We start from the raw sequence: 20,536 nt of genomic DNA on the forward strand, positions 1-20,536 counted from the left end.
ACTGGGCCCGCCTCTGGCGGGCCTTTTTCTATTGCTGAAATAATTGTCGAAAAAGTTGTAACGTTACAGATTAAAACATTCCAGGTTGCAATAACGACGGACGTTTAAAAGGATTGTAACCCTTGATAAAATGTCCACAGAACCTTGCTTTTTTGGTGAAAAAAGTTTCGATTTTTGGGGTATTTTTTTATGCAGGAATATGAACGGGAGGACTCTATGAAGTTCGGAATTAATTTGTCTTTGACAATGTCAGCCGGTTTGGTTTTGGCGACGTCTTTGTTTGCTCAACCCAACGACGAATGGAATGGCAAACCGAGAATTTTTGGCGTGAACACGCTTACTCCGCACGTAACTTCGATGCCGTACACGACTGTAGAAGAAGCTGTGAAGGGTGATCGTCACGCTTCGGAATGGTACCAGACGCTTACGGGCAAGTGGAAATTTTTCCATGTCGAAAAACCGAGTCAGCGCAACAACGATTTCTACAAGGATAATTACGATGTGTCCAAGTGGGATGAAATCAAGGTGCCGAGTTCGTGGCAGCTCTTGGGCTACGACCATCCGATTTACACGAACGTAATTTATCCGTGGTCTCAGAATAACCGCGTATCTGCACCGTATGCTCCGACGGATTTTAATCCGGTTGGTCATTATCGCCGCACGTTTACGGTTCCCGAAAAGTGGGATGGCAAGCGCATCCGTTTGCACTTCGAAGGTGTTGAATCCGCTTATTACGTTTGGGTGAACGGCAATTACGTTGGCTACAGTGAAGATACTTTCACGGGTCATGAATTCGATATCAACAAGTACCTCCGCAAAGGCGAAAATAACATCTCCGTGCAGGTGTTCCGTTGGTGCGACGGTTCCTGGCTCGAAGACCAGGATTTCATCCGCCTTTCCGGTATCATGCGTGACGTCTATATCTACGCTGTCCCGGAAGTACACATTCAAGATTTCCAGATTGATGCAACCCTTACGAATAGCTACAAGGATGGTCTCTTGAAGACGACCGCTTGGATTTACAATTCAAGTGGCAAGGAATCGGGTGAATACACTGTAGAACTTTCCCTCTACGATGCTTCCGGTGCCGAAGTGATTAAGCCCTCTGCTCAGAAGGTTTCTGGCATTGGTGTGAGAGGCGAAAAGAGCGTTCACTTTGAACTTCCGCTTTCTTCGCCGAAGCGCTGGTCTGCAGAAACGCCGGACCTCTATTCTGCCGTGCTTACGTTTAAGGATGCTTCGGGCAAGATTCTCCAGGTCGAAAGTAACAAGATTGGTTTCCGTAAGATTGAAATCAAGAAACAGAATGGTGCTCCGCGTTTGCTCGTGAACGGCATGCCGGTGAAATTCCACGGTGTTGATCGCCACGAACTCGATCCAGATAATGGCCGTGCAGTCACTTACGAACGCATGGAAAAAGACATCATTCTCATGAAGCAGTTCAATATCAACGCTCTCCGTATGTCGCATTATCCGAACAATCCGATGATGTACGATCTTTGCGATAAGTACGGTATTTACGTGATTGACGAAGCGAACGTTGAAAGCCATGGCGCAAATAACGACCTTCCGAAGAACAGCGATGATTGGCGCGCTCCGGCTGTGGACCGCCTGAATTCCATGGTGCAGCGTGACAAGAACCATCCGTCCATTATTCTTTGGTCTCTCGGTAACGAAGCCGGTAACGGTAACGTATTTGCCTCTGAACGTCAGCGAGCTCATGAAATCGACTCCACTCGCTTTGTGCATTACGAAGGCGACTGGAACAATGCCGATGTGAACAGCTGGATGTACTTTGGCCCAGAAGCTATTGCTAGTTACAATGATGCCAACAAACCGATTATGTTGTGCGAATACGAACACGCCATGGGTAACTCTGTAGGTGACTTGCAAGAATACATGGATGCCTTCTATAGCAACCCGCGCGCTTTCGGTGGTTTCATTTGGGACTTTATCGACCAGGGTCTCCGTCACAAGGGTACTCCGTACTTTGAATTTGGTGGTATGTGGGGCGACTGGCAGAACGACGACAACTTCTGTGCTAACGGCCTAGTGTTCCCGGATCGTGCGCTCCAACCGGAAATGTGGGAAGTCAAATATCAATATGCACAAGTCCGCGTCCACAATGTAGATGCTGCTAAGGGTAAGATTGAAATCGAAAGCCGCTACCTCTACAAGAATCTTGGTGATTTCCTCGATGCATTCTGGCAAATTAAGGAAAATGGCAAGGTTATTGAAGAAGGCAAGCTCGATGGTTCTCAGTTGAACATCGGCCCGAACGAAAAGAAAACTGTGACTATCAAAATGCCTGAAATCAAGACGACGGTTGGCGCTGAATACTTCCTCGATATTGATTTCCGCTTGAAGAAAGATGAACTTTGGGCATTTGCTGGCCACAGCGTTGCTCACGAACAGTTTGGCATTGACTTGGGACAACTCTGGTCTACTGAAATTGATATCAGCTCTATGAGTGCCACCAAGGTTAATAAGAGCAATGGCCTTACAATCGAAGGATCCGATTTCAAGATTACATTCGATGAAAGAAATGGAACGCTCGCAAGCTATGTTCTCGATGGCGATACGATTATCAAGAATGGCGGCCGTCCGAACTTCTGGCGTGCTCCGACCGATAACGACAAGGGCTTCAACATGGAACGCGGCCACGGCGAATGGCGCAGCGCAAGTAAAAAACGCAACGTGACCTCCGAAGTGAAGGAAGTTTCTGCTCAAGAAACTCAGGTGACGTTCAACTTTAGCTTCCCGGATGTTGGCAGCTCCAAGATGAGACTTACCTACTATGTCTATGGCAGCGGCGATATCGTTGTGGATTACAAGTTCAATCCGGATGGCACCAAGAGCTATATCCCGAATGTGGGTACACTCTTCACGGTTCCGGGTGGTTACGAAAAGGTTCGCTGGTTTGGCCGCGGCCCGGATGAAAACTACATCGGACGTAATCGCGGTAGCTTTATGGGTCTCTATTCTACGACGGCAGATTCTATGACCGTAATGTACATGGAAATTGGTGAAACTGGCCAGCGCACCGATGTGAAGTGGGCGACGCTCACGAACAAGGATGGCAAGGGCCTCATGATTGTGGGTAACCCGCGTCTCGAATTCAGCGCCCAGCATTACACACCGGAGCAGCTCACCGACGTGAAGCTCCCGTGGGAACTCAAGCGCGACAAGGATATCACTCTCCGTGTAGACTTGCACCAGATGGGTCTCGGTGGTATCAATTCCTGGGGCGCAGAACCGATGCCTGCCTACCGCTTGAATGCTAACCGTGAATACTCTCATACGTTCCGCATTGCTCCGATTCGCAAGCAGTTGAACGACCCGACGGAATACTCTCTCCTCGGCTTCATAAACTTCGGTTGGAACAAGGAAATTTCTCCGGAAAAGTATGGCCCGGATGAAATTGAAAAGATTTATAAGAACGATGAAGGTAAGAAGGATATCACGGCTCTTCCGGGTATGAATAAAGCTCCGCTCGCTGTCGTTGCAGGCAAGGACTACAATGTCTTTGATGCTCAGGGCAAGAAGGTTGCTTCGTTCTCGACTCGCGGTGTCGAAGATCTCAAAGCGATGACATCTCTCGTTGTCAAAACCTCCGGCGTGTACGTGGTGAAATCTAAGCACGGTGGCCAAGCCTTCCGTATCACCGTCAAGAAGTAAAAAATAATCGATTGAAGAACTGTCATCGCGAGGCTTGCAAATGGCCCCGCGATGACTTTTTTATGCAATCGTCATTCTGAGCGAAGCGAAGAATCCATTAATGTTGGAGTAAGCGAGAAAGACTATTAAATAATTTAATGATGATAATAAAACGTCGAGAGAATGGAAGCGTCGGCCAAGGATGGGGAGGGTGCAGGGAGGGGCCCGTGCGGCCTTCGCAAAAGTGTGCAAAATGAGTGTCGCGGGAGGCTGCTTGCAGACTCTCATGACCGAATGCAGCCACGGACGCGTAAGCGTCAACTCTGAGCTGGGGCCCCGCCCGCATGACGTACTTTTTGCATTTAAAATGCACCTTGGGCGGCGAGACCTTTTCCTATTGATAAAAAATCAATGAGAAGAATTATTTGACTATATGAAAACCCCTCTCCGAGGGGTATTTTTTATTGTGGGAATAGGTTCCTTTTTTATTTGTCATCCTCGCGACTTGCACTGCCTGCGCTGAGCCATGTCGAAGTAAGGCGAGGAGTTGATAAAAGGTGTGTTTAGGTTAAGAGGTGAACATTATGTTTAGTACAAAGAAATCTTTAGCAAGCCGCGTTATTGCTTCTGCAGCGTTTGTTTGCGCTGTGGGCTTTACAAGCTCTTTTGCGACGACGGACAATCCGCTTACGCTTTGGTACAATAGCGATGCCGGTACCGAATTTACGAATGCGCTCCCGATTGGTAACGGCTACATGGGTGGCCTTATTTACGGTGGCGTCACCAAGGATTACATTGGCCTAAACGAAAGTACCGTTTGGTCGGGCGGTCCTGGCGATAACAACAAGCAAGGTGCTGCAAGCCACTTGAAAGAAGCCCGTGATGCGTTGTTCCGTGGCGACTACCGTGCTGCAGAATCCATCGTGAATCAGTACATGATTGGCCCTGGTCCTGCAAGTTTCCAGCCGGTGGGTGATCTCGTGATTACAACATCCCATAACGGGGCGACGAATTATCGCCGTGAACTTGATTTAAAAACTGCTATTGCAAAGACGACTTACACGCATAGCGGTGTCAAGCATACCCGTGAATATTTCGCAAGCTATCCAGACCATGTAATTGTCGTTCATTTGTCTGCTGACAAGAGCGGCTCCGTGAGCTTTGGTGCAACCATGACCACGCCGCACCGCACAAACCGCATGTCATCTAGTGGCAACACGCTCATTTACGATGTGACCGTCAACTCCATCAAGTTCCAGAATCGCTTGAACGTGATTACGGACGGCGGCACGGTCAGTGTCGTCAACGGCAACATCAATGTCGAAGGCGCAAACAGCGCAACGCTCGTGCTCACAACTGCAACGAACTTCAAATCGTATAACGATGTGAGCGGTGATCCGGGCGCAATCGCTTCTGAAATCATGGCCAAGATCGCAAAGAAGTCTTACGAAGATTTGCTTGCCGCACACCTCAAGGATTACCAGACTATTTTCAACCGCGTCAAGCTGGATCTCGGTACAGCCGACAAGAGCGCTGGCGATATCACGTCCACGCGTGTCAAGAATTTCAATTCTACAAACGACCCCTCTCTCGTAGAACTCCATTACCAGTACGGTCGTTACTTGCTCATTGCAAGTTCCCGTAAGGGTGGCCAGCCGGCTAACTTGCAGGGTATTTGGAACAAGGACACGAACCCGATTTGGGGCAGTAAATATACGACCAACATTAACCTCGAAATGAACTACTGGCCGGCAGAATCTGGCAACCTCGAAGAATGCGTTTGGCCGCTCATTGATAAAATCAAGAGCATGGTCCCGCAAGGTGAAAAGACTGCAAAAGTGCACTGGGGCGTTGACGAAGGTTGGGTCGAACACCACAATACTGACCTTTGGAACCGTTCTGCTCCGATTGATGGCGCATGGGGCCTTTGGCCGAGTGGCGCAGGCTGGCTCAGTACGCATCTTTGGGAACACTACCTCTACAATCCGACTGACAAGGCGTACTTGCAAGATGTTTATCCGACGATGAAAGGGGCTGCGCTCTTCTTCGTGAACAGCCTCGTCGAAGAACCCGAAACGGGCAATAAGTATTTGGTGACCGCTCCGAGCGATTCTCCGGAAAACGATCACGGCGGCTACAACGTTTGCTTTGGCCCGACGATGGACAACCAGATTATCCGCGACGTGTTGAATTACACAATCGAAGCCTCCAAGATCCTTGGCGTTGATGAAGATGTTCGCGCCAAGATGGAAGCAACTGTCAAGCGTTTGCCGCCGACAAAGACCGGTAAGTACGGACAAATTACGGAATGGCTCCAAGACTGGGACGATCCGAATAACAAGAACCGCCACATTTCTCATTTGTACGGACTTTTCCCGAGTGCTCAGATTACCCCGGAAGAAACACCGGACTTGATCAAGGGTGCAGGAGTTACGCTTCAACAGCGCGGCGATGATGCAACCGGTTGGTCTCTCGCTTGGAAAATCAACTTCTGGGCGCGTATGCATGACGGCGACCACGCTTACAAAATGATTCGTATGCTGCTTACGCCGAGCAAGACTTATAACAACCTGTTCGATGCCCATCCGCCGTTCCAAATTGATGGTAACTTTGGTGCAGTCTCCGGCGTGAACGAAATGCTCATGCAGAGCCATAACAACAGAATCAATTTGCTTCCGGCTCTCCCGTCGCAGTGGGCAAACGGCTCCGTGAAGGGCATCCGCGCTCGCGGTGGTTTCGAAATCGATTCCATGGCATGGAAGGGCGGCAAGCTGACCTATGTTGCAATTAAATCTCTCGTCGGTAGCACGCTTAATGTTGTGTCTGGTACAAATAAATTCTCGACTTCGACCGTTCCAGGCAAGGTCTATGAATTCGATGGCAATTTGAAAATCACGAATGCTCCGTTCGAACCGCTCGAAATTACAGACAAAATTCAAGCCGAAAACTATGTGGCTATGGATGGTGTGCAAATTGAAGAAGATTCCTTGGGCACTCCGAACATCGGCTGGATTAACGATGGCGACTGGACACAGTATTACATCAATGTTCCGGCTGCTGGTAGTTACATTTTGACGGGTCGCGTTGCAACAGGTTCCGAAAAAGAAAGCATCATCACGGTCACGGATTCTACGGGCAAAATCCTCGGAACGCTCTCTGTTGACCCCGCAAAATCTAAGGGCTGGAATGATTGGTACGAAGTTTCTACGAAGATTGCGCTCCCGGCAGGTAAGCAAAAACTCACGTTTACATACACCGGCGAAGACACGTACCTCTGCAATGTGGACTGGTATGATTTGAAGGCTGATCCGACGGCGCTCCCGCAGGTCAAAATGCATAATGCTTCGCTCTCTGTAAGCCGCGTCCCGCATTCGAGTGCATCCATCGCCTTGATGGTAAACGCTCCCGCAAACGATTACGTTGTCCATCTCGTTAGTGTCAACGGACAGTACATTGGAACGCAACGCGGCCACGGCGAAGGCCTCGCCGAGTTTGGCAAGAGCGCTTCTCTCGCACCCGGCATGTACTTTGCCATCGTCAAGAGCGGCTCCATCCAAAAGACCATGAAACTCTCCGTCCGCTAGCAAACTTCAACCCTCCTTAACGTCATTTCTCTTCGTGGCTTGGTCATTCTCGACTGAGCAAGGCGAAGGAGGGAATCCATACAATTGTTTTCTTCGTAGTCATTATCGTCCTTGAGGATTCGCGGAACCCGATAGGATTCATAAAAAATTCCTCCTCACTCACAAAGCCCTGAACTTGAAAAAGTCCGGGGTCTTTTTTTATAGTCATTCCCGCGATAGCGGGAATTTTCCTATTGATAAATTGACAAAACAACTTGCATCTCCTCATGCGCCATCCCGCTCCCCATAGAATACTTTTATAAGTGGGTTAGTAGAACGATTAAAAAAGGATGCTATTATGAAAACGTTAGGAGTTCTTGGTTTATCTTTTTTTCTTTGCGCAAACTCATTCGCTGTTACAAGCCAGTTCCGCGGAGTCAACTGGGCGGATAAGCGCGACAACTTCGTCTCTGATGTGCTGGTGCTTTCGGGCCTTAGCCTTTCGGACAATCACGAATCGGCTTATGCCATTGCCGACCGTATTGTCGGGCAGTTCCAAGAAGTGCTTGGTACAAACAGCGTGCGCATGCCGGTGAACGAACCGACCATTCTCAAAGCTTTTGACATGTATTCGGGCGCCTTGGATGCAGCCCTTGAACATGGTCGTGTGGCTATGGGCTATTGGGGCCCTGCGCAGCCTGCGGGCCCCAAAAACATGGACGATTGGTGGAAAATGTGGGCCAAACTCGTCGAAACATACGGCGACCATCCGAACGCCTACTTTGAAATTTTCAACGAACCGCACATGTATAGCAAGGACGAACTTCGCAATCTCTATGCGGAATGGCTCAAGAAATTCCCGAACGTCCCGCGCGACCACATTTTGCTCGATGGCTCCGGCCTCGCTTGGAACGTCCCGGACATCGCTGACGACCCGCGATTTGAAGGCTGCCTCTTTGCCGTTCATGAATACACGTTTTGGAACATGAGCATCACCACCGAACAAGGCTGGAAAAACAGCTTTAAGGGCAAGGTGGGCAAATACATCGATCGCACCGTTTGCACGGAATGGGGTGGCGCCATGTCTCCTGGCGAAAAGAACGGCGTGCATTACGATTATCAAGATTACAACAAGGCTCCCACCAACTACTTCACGGCTTACATCCGCGGCATGTCCGATCAGCTGCGCGAATGGGAAATGGGCAGTTTCTACTGGCCGGGTCTCCGCGATGGCGACTGGTACAGTATGACCAAGCGCAGCGGGGAAGGCGTAAACACCAAGCTCCAGATAGTGAACCAGTCCGGTGTGGACCGCATGCAAATGGCTTGGGCCGATACCGTTGAAACAACGCCTCCTCAACAGGATCCGTTTGGCGGTTTTGATGCGGATGGAAAAGCAATCGCAGGCAAGCCTGCTGCAATCCCTGGTAAAATCGAAGCCGAAAACTATGACCTCGGTGGCAGCCGCGTCTCGTTCTACGACAAGTCTTCCGACAACGAAGGCGGTTTCTACCGCAAGGATGCTGTGGATATCGTCGCCTTGGATTCCGCCGACCTCTCGAAAGGCTATGCGATTGGATTCACGAACGATGGCGAATGGCTCGAGTACACGGTCAATGTCGCAAAGACTGCAACCTACTCAGTCGAAGTGCAAATGGCGACCGCTTCCGAAAAAGCCGGCGTGCAATTCTTTGTCGATGGCAAGGCCGTTTCTGACAGCATCATTGCAAAACAGGGCGAAGATTGGTCGAATTACTCCGCTATTCAATCTAGGTTGGGCGAAATCGCTGCCGGCGAACACATCCTCAAAATGCAAATCGTCGGGAATTACGTGAATATCGACAACATCCGTTTCTGCGAAGGCGAAAAATGCGAAGAATCTGTTGGAATCCGCGCATCCCGCGTGGCAGTCCCTGCTGGCATTCTCGAAAATGCAACCCCGCGCCTTCGCGTCCAAAATAACAAGCTCTACATCGAGAAAAACGGCAAACGCTTCGACCTCACCGGCCACCGTGTTAAATAAACATTCCTGAGCTGGGGCCCCACCCGCATGACGTACTTTTTGCATTCAAAAACTTCGGTTCCAACCGAAATTATAATGCTTAAAAAAGCATTGTATAACGTTGTAGTGAGATATTTGGCAAATGTGAAAAGGGATAAAGTCGTTGTGAGAATAAAAGCGTCGGCCAAGGATGGGGTGGGTGCAGGGAGGGGCCCGTGCGGCCTTCGCCACTCTGAGCTGGGGCCCCGCCCGCATGACGTACATTTTTGCATTCAAAAAAAACTTCGATTCCAACCAAAAATATTCCATCATGGATTTTTTATCAATGATAAGTATTTGCGTTTTTTGAGCATTCCTTAAAAACGAGAATATGTTTAGGATGGTTATATGGGGTTTAACTTTTTTTGGTATAAGGATTAGGGTTATGAAAAAAATCTCTCTCTCTCTTGCTGTTGTAGCTATCGCGGGATTTGCCTCTATTGCAAATGCAGCTTTAGCCGATGGCGGTGCTAAGTTTGTCGGTAACATTACTACAAGTGGCCAAATCCGTGACGATATGGGCACTTACTGGAACCAGATTACTCCCGAAAACGGCTGTAAGTGGGGTTCAATCCATTCCCTTTCTAACGGTAACAGCGGTACAAGCAAGTTCGCTTGGGACAACTACGATAAGTGCGAAGGTGCTTACAAGTGGGCCAAGGAAAAACCGGGCGAACGTCACTTCAAGTTCCATGCTCTCGTTTGGGGATCTCAGTACCCGAACTTCCTTTGCAAAAAGAAAAATCCGGGCATTACCGTAGAACTCACCAAGAAATACATTACCGAATGGTTCGATGCCGTCGCCGCAAAGTTCCCGGATCTCGAATACATTGACGTGGTGAACGAAGCAATTTGGGCCGGCGACAACTACCACTCCGGTTACGGTAAACCGGCTGCAGGTGCCGAAGGCCGCAGTACCGATGATACCGAATGCGGTGGTTCCTATATCATTGAAGCTCTCGGTGGTGACCGTGTTGTCAATGGCAAGCACCAGTATGACTTTATTACAACCGCTTTCAAGATGGCTCGCGAACGCTGGCCGAAGGCTGTGCTTATCTATAACGACTATAACACGCTCTCTTGGCAGATGAACGAAGGTATCGAACTCATTCAGACCATCGTCAAGAATGGCGCTCCGGTGGATGCTTACGGCCAGCAGGCTCACGACTGCAAGGGCATGAGCAAGTCCGATTTCGAAAGCAAAATGACGAGAATCCATAACGAAACTGGCCTTCCGCTTTTGGTTTCGGAATACGATATCGGTGAAGCCGATGACAACAAGCAAAAGAATGACTACGCCAACCAGATCCCGTTCATGTGGGAAACTCCGTGGGTTGCTGGCATTACCATCTGGGGCTACATCAATGGCGCAACATGGGCCGCTAATACTGGAATTATGGAAAAGGACGGTAGGAAGCGTGCTGCAATGACTTGGCTCGAAGACTATTTTGCCAAAAATCTTAACAAGGGGAAGAACGATGTGACCTTCACTCCTGTCGAACCGGAACCGCAAACTCCGTTCAAGGGCAAGGTGCGCGAAATTCCGGGCAAAATCGAAGCCGAAGACTTTGACGTTCCGGGCAAGGGTGTTAACGAAGACGGTACGACCAACGCTTCTTACAGCGATGATTCCGAAAACCATGGCGATTCCGACTACCGCAAGGATGACGCTTCGGCTGTTGACCTTTACAACAAGGCTACAGGCGTTATCGTGGGTTACAACCAGACTGGCGATTGGTTGGAATACACGGTCAATATCGCAGAAGCCGGCGATTACACCATGACCGCTTCTGTTGCAGCGGAAAGCGAATCCGCCTCCTTCACGCTCTCCATCGATGGCAAGTCCGTAGCTGAAGTTCCTGTTTCGGGTTCTAGCTGGGATGATTACTTCGATGTTACTGCAAACGTGACACTCCCAGCAGGCAAGCATATCTTGCGTATGGATGTGACTGCAGAATACTTTGATGTGGACTACTTCAACTTTGTCAGCAAGGGCGAAATTGGAATCCGCACGAAGGCTCACATGGAAACGCCGGTGCTTACCGATTACGATGTCTTTGACATGAACGGTGTCCGCCTCGGTCGCATGAGCGCTTACTCCATGAACGATGCCGTAACGATGCTCAAGAGTTCGAGCGCCATCAAGGTCCAGGGCCTTTACCTGCTTCGTTCTGTGAAAAATGGCGCTGTCAAGTCTGTCCGTATCGCTCGCTAAGATTTCCTAATCCAGACTCCCGAAAGGGAGCCTTAAATACCACACAGGCCTTCGAGTTCACCCTCGAAGGCTCTTTTTTTACCCTGTGGGGCCCCGCCCGCAAGACGTGCTTTAAAAAAATGGGATTTTTAAAGGTTTTTACCTCAAAAAGCGTTTTGTAAAAATTCCATTATGGACATTTTGTCAATGATAAATTTTTTCGTTTTGCGAGAATTTTTCAAATACAAGGATATGTTTATAATGGTTGTATGGGGTTTCTTACTTATATGAGGATGTGGATATGAAATCAAAATTCATGAAAGGTATAATGACCGCTGCCCTTTTGGGTGGTGCAGTAAGCGCTTTTGCTGGCCCCGGTTTGGCTGATGGCGCTGCAAAGTTTGTTGGTAACATCACTACTCGCGGAGCGGTCCGTAGTGACTTTACGCAACTGTGGAACCAGATTACAGCAGAAAACGAATGTAAGTGGGCTTCTATCGAAGGCTCCCGCGGTAACTACAACTGGCGTGGTTGCGATGCTGCCTATAACTGGGCAAAGCAGAACGGAGGCCACTTCAAGTTCCACGCTCTCGTGTGGGGTTCCCAGTATCCTAACTGGTTGAATGGCCTTAGCGCAGCTGATACCAAGACTGCTATCACGAACTGGATGGATGCAGTTGCAAAGCACTATCCGGATCTCGAAATGATCGACGTGGTGAACGAAGCTATCAAGTCTGGTGGCAAGTACCACTCCAACTATGGCTCTCAGGGCAACAACAACATCATCGCTGCTCTCGGTGGTGACAATGGCAACTATGAATTTGTCGCCGAAGCGTTCAGAATGGCTCGCAAACGTTGGCCGAACGCAATCCTTATCTATAACGACTATAACACCGTCCAATGGCAGAAGAATGAAGGTATCGACCTCATTCAGAAACTGAAAAAGGCCGGTGCTCCGGTGGATGCCTACGGCTTGCAGGCTCACGACATGCAGGTTTCTGGCGGTCAGGCTGGTGGCCAGGGCGGTGGCGGTTCCTGCTTGAACATCAATACGCTCAAGAGCGCTATTGAAGAAATTTGGAACAAGACTCAGATTCCGCTGTTCATCTCTGAATACGATATCGCTAGTAACGACGATAACGACCAGAAGAACTGCTACTCTCAGCAGATTTCCTACTTCATGGAAAATGAACATATCGCAGGTATCACCATTTGGGGTTACCTCTATGGTGCCACCTGGACCTCCGGCGGTAACTCCGGTATTATCAGGGAAAGTAACGGTAAGGTTACGGACCGCCCGGCAATGACTTGGCTCAAGGATTACCTCTCCAAGAACAAGGGTGTAAATACTACCGGTCTTGCAACTGGCGTTGTTACCCCAGTTGAACCTGAACCGCAGCTCCCCTTCAAGGGCGAAGCGCTCGCTGTTCCGGGCAAGATTGAAGTTGAAGACTTCGACATTCCGGGCAAGGGCAAGAACGAAGACGGTACGAGCAATGAATCCTATGGCGATGATACCGAAAACCATGGCGATTCCGATTACCGCAAGGATACCGGTGCAGACCTTTACAAGAAGGCAACTGGCGTCGCTCTCGGCTATAACACGACTGGCGACTGGTACGAATACACCATCAATGTCGCTGAAGCTGGCGATTACACTGCAATTGCGTCCGTCGCTTCTGATGGTACGGGGGGATTCACGCTCTCCATCGATGGCAAGTCTCTTGCTGAATTCGAAGTCACTGGATCTAGCTTCGATGAATTCTCTGATGTGAAGAAGAAGGTTTCGCTCACCGCAGGCAAGCATGTGCTCCGCCTCGATGTGACTAAGCAATATTTCGACATCGACTACATCAACTTCGTCAAGGGCGATGGTGAAGACCCAGGTCAGGGTGGTGATAATCCTGGTCAGGGCGGCGACGATCCTGGTGTCGGTATCCGCGTGGCTCCGGTTCACTACGAAGTTCCGACGCTTGGTGCTTACGATGTCTTTGACATGAACGGTGTCCGCCTCGGTCGCATGAGTGCTTACACTATGGACGAAGCTGTGTCCATACTCAAGAACACCAGTGATATTAAGATCCAGGGTATCTACATGCTCCGCTCCGTCAAGAACGGCATGGTGAAGACTGTTCGCGTGACTCGCTAAAAAGTTCCTAATCCATACTCCTCAAAAGGGAGCCTTAAATACCCAAAGGCCTTCGAGTTAACCCTCGAAGGTTCTTTTTTTTGCGGCCACACCAGCTTCCTTTGGCCTCCTGCATCTGTTCTGGAATGGGGTAAGTGCATGAAATTATTCAAAATAATTGACAATTTATTACTCGATTTTATCGGAGCGCGCAAAAATGATGTATTTTATTTAACTACCGAGTGGGAGCCGAAATGAGTGATGGTAATAATCAAGCCGCTTACGCCGAACTGTTTGCTGATATATTCTATGAACAGTTTATTTCCGCATATTATGTCAATCTTGTTGATTTGACATATGTTGTTTACTATCGTAAAAAAGGCCTCGAAAAAAAGTACGGCAATGGCGAAAATGCCGCAAAAGCCATTAAAAAGTTTATTTCCGAAGATGTCCGCCCCGAAGATCGTGAACAGCTGAAAGATCTTTCATCGCCGGAGTATGTCCGTGAACGCCTCAAAAGAGAAAGTAGTTTTTCGTTTGTCGTGCGCGAAATGGTAACAGGCAAGGAACGTTACTGCAAACTTCAGGTGACTCGCGGTCGCGACGAAGACCACATGGCCATCTGTTTTTTGAACGTGGATGATGAAGTCCGTAAACGTCAAAAAATTGAAGAAAACAACCGCATTATCCAGGCCATTTCGTCTGAATACAAAGCTCTTTTTCGCATTAATCTTGATACGGATAAATTTATTTCCTTTATAAAAAAGGAAGCAAGAACCGGTTTCCAAAAGACAATTCGCGATAACAGCTCGTATTCCGAAACTTTTAAAAAGTACGCTAAAGAAGTTGTATGCGATAAAGACCGCGAAAAGGTCTTGGCTGGCGGGACAGTACAAAATATCCGTGAAAAGCTCTTGAATTTTGGCCATTTTGAAATTGAATACCAAAATAAAGAGGGCCGCTACCACGAGATGAAGTTCGTTCGGATTTCCGACGAAAATTCATCGGTTGTTGTGCTTGGTGTTGCAGACCGTGACGAAAAAATGCGCACGGATTTGATGAATCGCGAATTTTCCGAAATTGCGAATGCGCTAAGTGTCGAGTACGAAATCATCTATTACATAAATCTGAAAGACGAATCGTACGATATGTTCAGTCAGGAAGGCAGCTATATCAAGCTTAAGCTTTTAACGACTGGGCAAAATTTTTTCCAGGAATGTGCCAGGGATATCAAGAAAATTGTGTATCCGCAGGATATGGAAAAAATGCATTCGACGCTGAAACGTGAAAATTTGCTATCGAAGCTTGCGGACAGCAGATTCTTTTCCATGGAATACAGGCTAATGGTCAATGGCGAACCTCAATATTATCGCCTCAAGGCTCTTTTGTCTAACTCCGTGGATAATTATGTCATTATTGCTGTCTCCAATATCCATAAAGAGGTTATTGCAAGGCAAGAGCGCGAACGCAATATGGAACGCAACTTCGATATCATTAACGTCCTTGCAACGGAATATTCATCAGTCTATTACATTGACCTCGAAACGGATAGCCTTACCCCTTACACGATGAATGCAAATACGGAATCGAAATTCGGAAAGATTTTTTCGAGCGGTATCCATTATTCCGATGCATTCAAGATGTATGTTGATAGCTTTGTCTACGAGCTCGACAAGAAAATGGTGCTTGATGCCGGTTCTATCAAAAAAATCAAGGCTCAACTTGATGCGCAAAAGTCTTTCATTACACAGTACCGCAGTTATGAAAGCGGTGTTGCACGTTTTTGCGAAATGAAATTCGTGAAAGTCGGGCCTGAAAATGAAAAACCGCGTGCCGTTGTGCTCGGGTTTGCCGACAAGGATGCCGAAATCCTGAACCGTTATGTCGATAGTAAACTTTACGAAGACTATTTTGGTGTTTATTTCGTAAATCTTGAAGATGATACCATCCGCGGCGTCCGCGAGTCGCCTATTTATGAAAAGGGAAGCACCAACGGCGGCTACACCAAATACAGCAGTGCCGTTCTTGAATTTAGCAAGGCCGTTCTTCCGGAGTTTCGTGAAACCTGGGAAAACATGTCGAGTGTCGAATTCATGCGTTCATATTTGGCCGATGATGACAAACGCGAATACAATTATAGGGCGCTTAAAGGAGAATGGCGTCGTGCAACGATTGTTGTCGTTGAACGTAAAAACGGCATTCCGATGAGCTTTATTTTGGCATTCATGTTCATCGACAATGTGACTGCGCAGAAGATGGAATTGGATGCTAAAATTGCAGAACAGAAAATCGCGCTAGAAGAGCAACAAGGACTTTTGGAAAAGGCTTTGGTGCAGGCCGAGTCTGCGAATAAGGCAAAGACGATGTTCCTTTCGAACATGTCGCATGATATTCGCACGCCGATGAATGCTATTATCGGTTTTACCAATTTGGCTTTGAACAACTTGGATGACCCTTCTGCGGTCAAGAGCTATTTGGATAAAACGGTTGTTTCCAGTACGCATTTGCTTTCGCTCATTAACGATATTCTCGATATGAGCCGTATTGAGTCGGGCAAGATTCGCCTTGAAGAAGTGAATTGTAACTTGTCCGAAATTATGCATGACTTGAATACAATTGTTTTGGGGCAAGCCAATGCAAAGCAGCAAAACCTTTACATGGATTGCTTTGATATCGAAAACGAAAATGTTGTTTGCGATAAATTGCGATTGCACCAGATGTTGATCAACTTGCTCTCGAATGCGGTCAAGTTTACGCCTGTGGGTGGAAATATCCATGTGATTGTGCGAGAAACAAGTAAAGACGAAACTACGGGAATGTTCGAGTTCCATGTCAAGGATGATGGAATTGGTATGAGTCCCGAATTCTTGAAAGTTCTGTACGAACCGTTTGAACGCGAACGTACTTCGACGCTCTCCAAGACGCAGGGCACTGGGCTTGGCATGTCCATCACGAAAAAAATTGTCGATATGATGGGCGGTACGATTGAAGTCGAAAGTGCTCCCGGCAAGGGAACAGAATTTATAGTTCGTCTCAAGTTGAAGATTCAGAATTCGACGGTGGATTCTTCAAATCTTGTGGCTTTGCAAAATGCGCGTGCCCTTGTCGTTGAAAGCGATTACAATGCATGCTCCAGTGCGACAAGCTTGCTTCGCCGTTTGGGAATGAGGGCTGAATGGACCATGTATGGTAACGAGGCGGTTCTGCGCGTGAAAGAAGCGATAGAAAGGCATGAAAGCTATGGCGTTATTGTCGTTGATGATTTCATGATCGATTTGGATAGTGTCGAGGTGGTGCGCCAAATTCGTTCGATTCCGAATAACGATAATCCGATTATTCTCATGACGGCTTATGATTGGACGAACATTGAAAAAAACGCTCGTGAAGCCGGCGTGACCGATTTTATTAGTAAGCCCTTGTTCCTTTCTGAAATGCATGGAGTCTTGGGGCGTGCCATTGGTGTGCTGAAAGACGATGTAAAGACAGAAAACGAAAAGGAGGATGATTTCTCCGGAAAGAAAATACTCCTTGTCGAAGATAACGAACTGAATCGTGAAATTGCAGAGAATGTCCTAGAAGAAATGGGCTTTGTTGTGGATTATGCCGAAGACGGAAGCGTGGCTCTACAAAAGCTCTGTGCCGAAAAGCCTGGCTGCTATGACATGATTTTGATGGATGTGCAAATGCCAATTATGGATGGCCTTGAAACATCTCGCCGCATTAGGGATTTGCGCGATGAATATTTCCGGAATGTCCCGATTATTGCAATGACGGCCAATGCGTTTGAAGAAGACCGTAAAGCAGCACTCGATGCCGGCATGAACGAACATGTCGCGAAACCGATTGATATCGGTAAGTTCAGAAAAGTTCTAAAGAAATTTATTTAAGAAATTCCACGCAACCATAAACAGAAATAAGTTCTGGATTCTCTGGGTCGCGCCTATTCCAATTCTGTTGCACCTTGATTTTGCAGGGCCTCTTTTCACCCTTAATTCTCATATCGCTGTTGAAAATAAAGGCGTCGTTGTTGAGCTGCGGGTCATGCAATAGCTTGGCAAATTCATCCCAGTTGTCTCGTCCAAAAATATTCCAGAATTCGGGATTGTTCTCGGGTTCGACCATCGTTTTCGGGAAACTCAAATCCTTAGATTTTTTTGCACTGAGCTTGAGCATCGAGGGCTCGTAGGTGTACTCGAAAGTAACCCCGTTATGCAAAGATGCAAAGAACTTGCTTTTCTTGTGCTCGTTAATGTATTGCTCGTAAACGATATTGTCTGAATTGTCATCTTCGGTACTTTCGAAAATGGACCTTGCTATTTTTGCGAATTCAGCTTCGCTTAAATGGCTCATGCTGTTGTCGTTGATTTCTTGAGGTAGTCGGTCGGCAACATCGCCGAGGCATTCCAAAAGCAATGGATTGAACACTCCGCATTCGTTGTTGCGTATCATTTCGAGAGCTTTCTCGTGGGAGAATGCCTTCTTGTAGCAGCGTTCGCTAGTCAGTGCGTCGTAAACATCAGCGACAGAGACAACTTGCGCACTGATGGGAATTTCGTTTCCCTTGAGTCCGTCGGGGTAACCACGGCCATCCCAGCGTTCATGATGCCAGCGGCAAATATCGTAAGCATGCTTCATCAAAGGTTCTTTCTTGAAGAACTGGATGGCGTCAAGCATTTGGGCGCCATTCATGGAATGTTGCATCATGATTGCAAATTCTTCTTTTGTGAGTTTGCCGGGCTTGTTTAAAATTTCATCGGGAATCGTAATTTTGCCGATATCGTGCATCGAAGAGGCTGTAGCGATGGTGCTGATATCTTCTTCGGAAAGATTGTATTCTTTAGTGCGGTTGTTCAATGCGCGTAACAGAATGTCCGTAATCTTTTTGATATGCAAAACATGTTGGCCGCTTTCACCGTTACGGAATTCGACGATGTGACTCAAGATGGAAATGAGCATGTCGCTGTTTCGCGTTCTTTCGTAAATCTTGTCTGTTACGAGTTCCGAAAGGCGCATCTGTTTCACGTACAGCCCGATAGTATTGCGCACGCGGTTTTGAACAACCATCTGGTCGAACGGACGGTAGATAAAATCGGTAACGCCAAGTTCAAAAGCTTTTTCTACATGTGGACTTGATGTTTCTGCAGAAATCATCACGACCGGAGTGCCTTTGATCCATTCCTTTTCGTTCATGATTTCAAGAACTTCGAGTCCGTCTTTTCCTGGCATAACCATGTCTAACAAGACGAGCGTAATTTCCTTTGCCATCTTTTCGAGAATCTCGATGGCTTCGTCGCCGTCTTTTGCTTCGATGATATCATATTCGTCTGAAAGCAGGTCGGAAAGCACGACTCTGTTCATCGCGTCATCATCGACGATTAATATTTTAGCCCTCTCATTATTCATTGTCTTAATTCGTGTTGTGCGTTTGGAAAATCATAACGCTGTGTTACATTAATTTAAGAAAAAACGGCCCAAAGTGGTAACTGTAATACTATGAATTTATTGATATAGGCTTTTTTTTCGTTTTTTCCGCACTCTTATATTCCGGTTTAGAGTCGTTTGACTTCGGTTGACATTCTCCCGAACGTGAAATTCTCCTTGTTTTTCTACATTTTCTTTTTGAAATGTCGAAATCCGCAAATTATTTTCCCGCTATTGACGGCCTGCGCCTTCTTGCTAGTCTCAATATTGTTATGCTTCATTTGGGTAGTTCTAGTGCCCTTACGTACATGGCCGATTGCAAATGGGTGATGCCTATTATTTCGGCTCCGGCATTTGCGGCGGGAATTTTTTACGTGCTGGCAGGGTTCCTCTTTGCGAGCAAGTATAGCGACCCTGATCGCAGAATCCCTGTGATTCCGTTCATGTTTGGCCGCATTGCAAAACTGTACCGGTTGCATTTTTTCATGACGCTTCTGATGTTTGTGCTCGTCGTGTTCAAGATGAGCGGTTATACGCATTTCCCTGCGCTTTCTGAAATTGGCGATTGTGCATCGGCCGGGCTTTCTAAAATGTTCCATCCGTGGCGTAGCCTCTTGATGCACCTTACGCTCACGTGGTCTATCGCTCCCGATCTAGGCATGAAGTTGAATGAACCTTCTTGGTCCTTGACGAGCTTTTTCCTTTGCTATGCCATTACGCCTTGGTTTAGCCGTTGGCTGATTAAGCAGAACCGTCGTACGCTTTGGATGCTGTTTGGCGCTGTATTTATTCCGGGGATTCTTTGGGCGGTTGTTTACGGTAATTCCGGCAATCTTTGGTTCGACGGGTACGATGCAAAGTACCGGTTCTTCCACATGTTTGCGCCGGTGCGCGTTTTTGAATACTTGTTCGGTATGGTGCTCTATCGCCTTTACAACGAGGGCGTGTTCGATTTTCTCAAGAAGGATTTTATGAGTGGCATTGCGCAAGCACTTTTGCTCTTGGCGCTTTATGGGAGTCTTTTCCTCATGCGCGCTGATGCTAATCCTGGATACAATTACTTTATCCACCATAGCCTCCCGATTTTCATTTACGGCATGTTCGTGGTGAGTCTCCTTTCGGGCAAGGGCTTCTTGGCAAAGTTCTTCTGCATCCCGCTTGTGCGCCGAATTGGCCGCGCATCGTTCTATCCGTACTTGATCCATCTGCCTATCATTACGTTTGCATGGGGCATTTGCAATCTGAATCGCCCGAAGAATACCATCCTTTTGCTCATCTTCGTTTACACCGTCAGCACGCTATACATGGAATTTAAAGTCTGGCGCCGCAAGAAAGCAATTAGAACTTAGAGCTTAGAACTTAGAACATTCTCTGTTATCTTTAAGCAATTCTAAGCTCCGCCAACTAAGTTCTAAGAGCGAAGCGGGCTAAACAAGCAAAAATTCAAGTCTATATTCGTCTTTCCGAAAACAAGTCTCGAAAATAAGTGTATTTTATACTATAGGGCAACCGCTAATGGTTGTTTGGAAGGG

At 47.6% G+C, this 20,536-nt stretch carries 8 protein-coding genes; 7 read left to right on the forward strand and 1 reads right to left on the reverse strand.

Annotated features, from left to right (window positions below):
• Nucleotides 1-216 precede the first annotated feature (216 nt).
• From HUF13_RS11840 to HUF13_RS11865, 6 genes are all read left to right on the forward strand, one after another.
• Nucleotides 217-3,678, forward strand: coding sequence for a glycoside hydrolase family 2 TIM barrel-domain containing protein (locus HUF13_RS11840; protein WP_173475326.1), 3,462 nt, complete (start codon nt 217-219; stop codon nt 3,676-3,678).
• 563 nt (nt 3,679-4,241) lie between these two features.
• Nucleotides 4,242-7,241 (forward strand): glycoside hydrolase N-terminal domain-containing protein, encoded by a 3,000-nt coding sequence (locus HUF13_RS11845; protein ID WP_173475327.1) that lies wholly within the window; start codon nt 4,242-4,244, stop codon nt 7,239-7,241.
• Between the two features lie 337 nt (nt 7,242-7,578).
• A complete protein-coding gene (locus HUF13_RS11850; RefSeq protein WP_173475328.1) occupies nt 7,579-9,243 on the forward strand; it encodes a carbohydrate-binding protein in 1,665 nt (554 codons plus the stop codon).
• A 403-nt stretch (nt 9,244-9,646) separates the two neighbouring features.
• Nucleotides 9,647-11,476: a cellulase family glycosylhydrolase gene (locus tag HUF13_RS11855; protein WP_173475329.1), complete on the forward strand. Its 1,830-nt coding sequence runs from the start codon at nt 9,647-9,649 to the stop codon at nt 11,474-11,476.
• 280 nt (nt 11,477-11,756) lie between these two features.
• A complete protein-coding gene (locus tag HUF13_RS11860; protein ID WP_173475330.1) occupies nt 11,757-13,604 on the forward strand; it encodes an endo-1,4-beta-xylanase in 1,848 nt (615 codons plus the stop codon).
• A gap of 233 nt (nt 13,605-13,837) precedes the next feature.
• On the forward strand, nt 13,838-17,470 hold the full coding sequence (locus tag HUF13_RS11865) for a response regulator (protein WP_173475331.1): 3,633 nt from the start codon (nt 13,838-13,840) through the stop codon (nt 17,468-17,470).
• Here HUF13_RS11865 and HUF13_RS11870 read toward each other — a convergent pair.
• Nucleotides 17,463-18,986: an HD-GYP domain-containing protein gene (locus HUF13_RS11870; RefSeq protein ID WP_173475332.1), complete on the reverse strand. Its 1,524-nt coding sequence runs from the start codon at nt 18,984-18,986 to the stop codon at nt 17,463-17,465. The genes HUF13_RS11865 and HUF13_RS11870 overlap by 8 nt on opposite strands.
• Nucleotides 18,987-19,207: 221 nt before the next feature.
• Between HUF13_RS11870 and HUF13_RS11875 the strand changes: the two genes are divergently transcribed.
• Complete coding sequence (locus HUF13_RS11875) at nt 19,208-20,353, forward strand: acyltransferase (protein WP_173475333.1); 1,146 nt, start codon at nt 19,208-19,210, stop codon at nt 20,351-20,353.
• Nucleotides 20,354-20,536 lie beyond the last annotated feature (183 nt).

Source organism: Fibrobacter succinogenes (assembly GCF_902779965.1).
Lineage (GTDB): Bacteria > Fibrobacterota > Fibrobacteria > Fibrobacterales > Fibrobacteraceae > Fibrobacter > Fibrobacter succinogenes_F.

Bases quoted from the DNA above. Each gene is read 5' to 3' on its own strand.
- HUF13_RS11870 (WP_173475332.1), bottom strand. From the start codon at position 18,986: ATGAATAATGAGAGGGCTAAAATATTAATCGTCGATGATGACGCGATG.
- HUF13_RS11840 (WP_173475326.1), top strand. From the start codon at position 217: ATGAAGTTCGGAATTAATTTGTCTTTGACAATGTCAGCCGGTTTGGTT.
- HUF13_RS11845 (WP_173475327.1), top strand. From the start codon at position 4,242: ATGTTTAGTACAAAGAAATCTTTAGCAAGCCGCGTTATTGCTTCTGCA.
- HUF13_RS11850 (WP_173475328.1), top strand. From the start codon at position 7,579: ATGAAAACGTTAGGAGTTCTTGGTTTATCTTTTTTTCTTTGCGCAAAC.
- HUF13_RS11875 (WP_173475333.1), top strand. From the start codon at position 19,208: ATGTCGAAATCCGCAAATTATTTTCCCGCTATTGACGGCCTGCGCCTT.
- HUF13_RS11855 (WP_173475329.1), top strand. From the start codon at position 9,647: ATGAAAAAAATCTCTCTCTCTCTTGCTGTTGTAGCTATCGCGGGATTT.
- HUF13_RS11865 (WP_173475331.1), top strand. From the start codon at position 13,838: ATGAGTGATGGTAATAATCAAGCCGCTTACGCCGAACTGTTTGCTGAT.
- HUF13_RS11860 (WP_173475330.1), top strand. From the start codon at position 11,757: ATGAAATCAAAATTCATGAAAGGTATAATGACCGCTGCCCTTTTGGGT.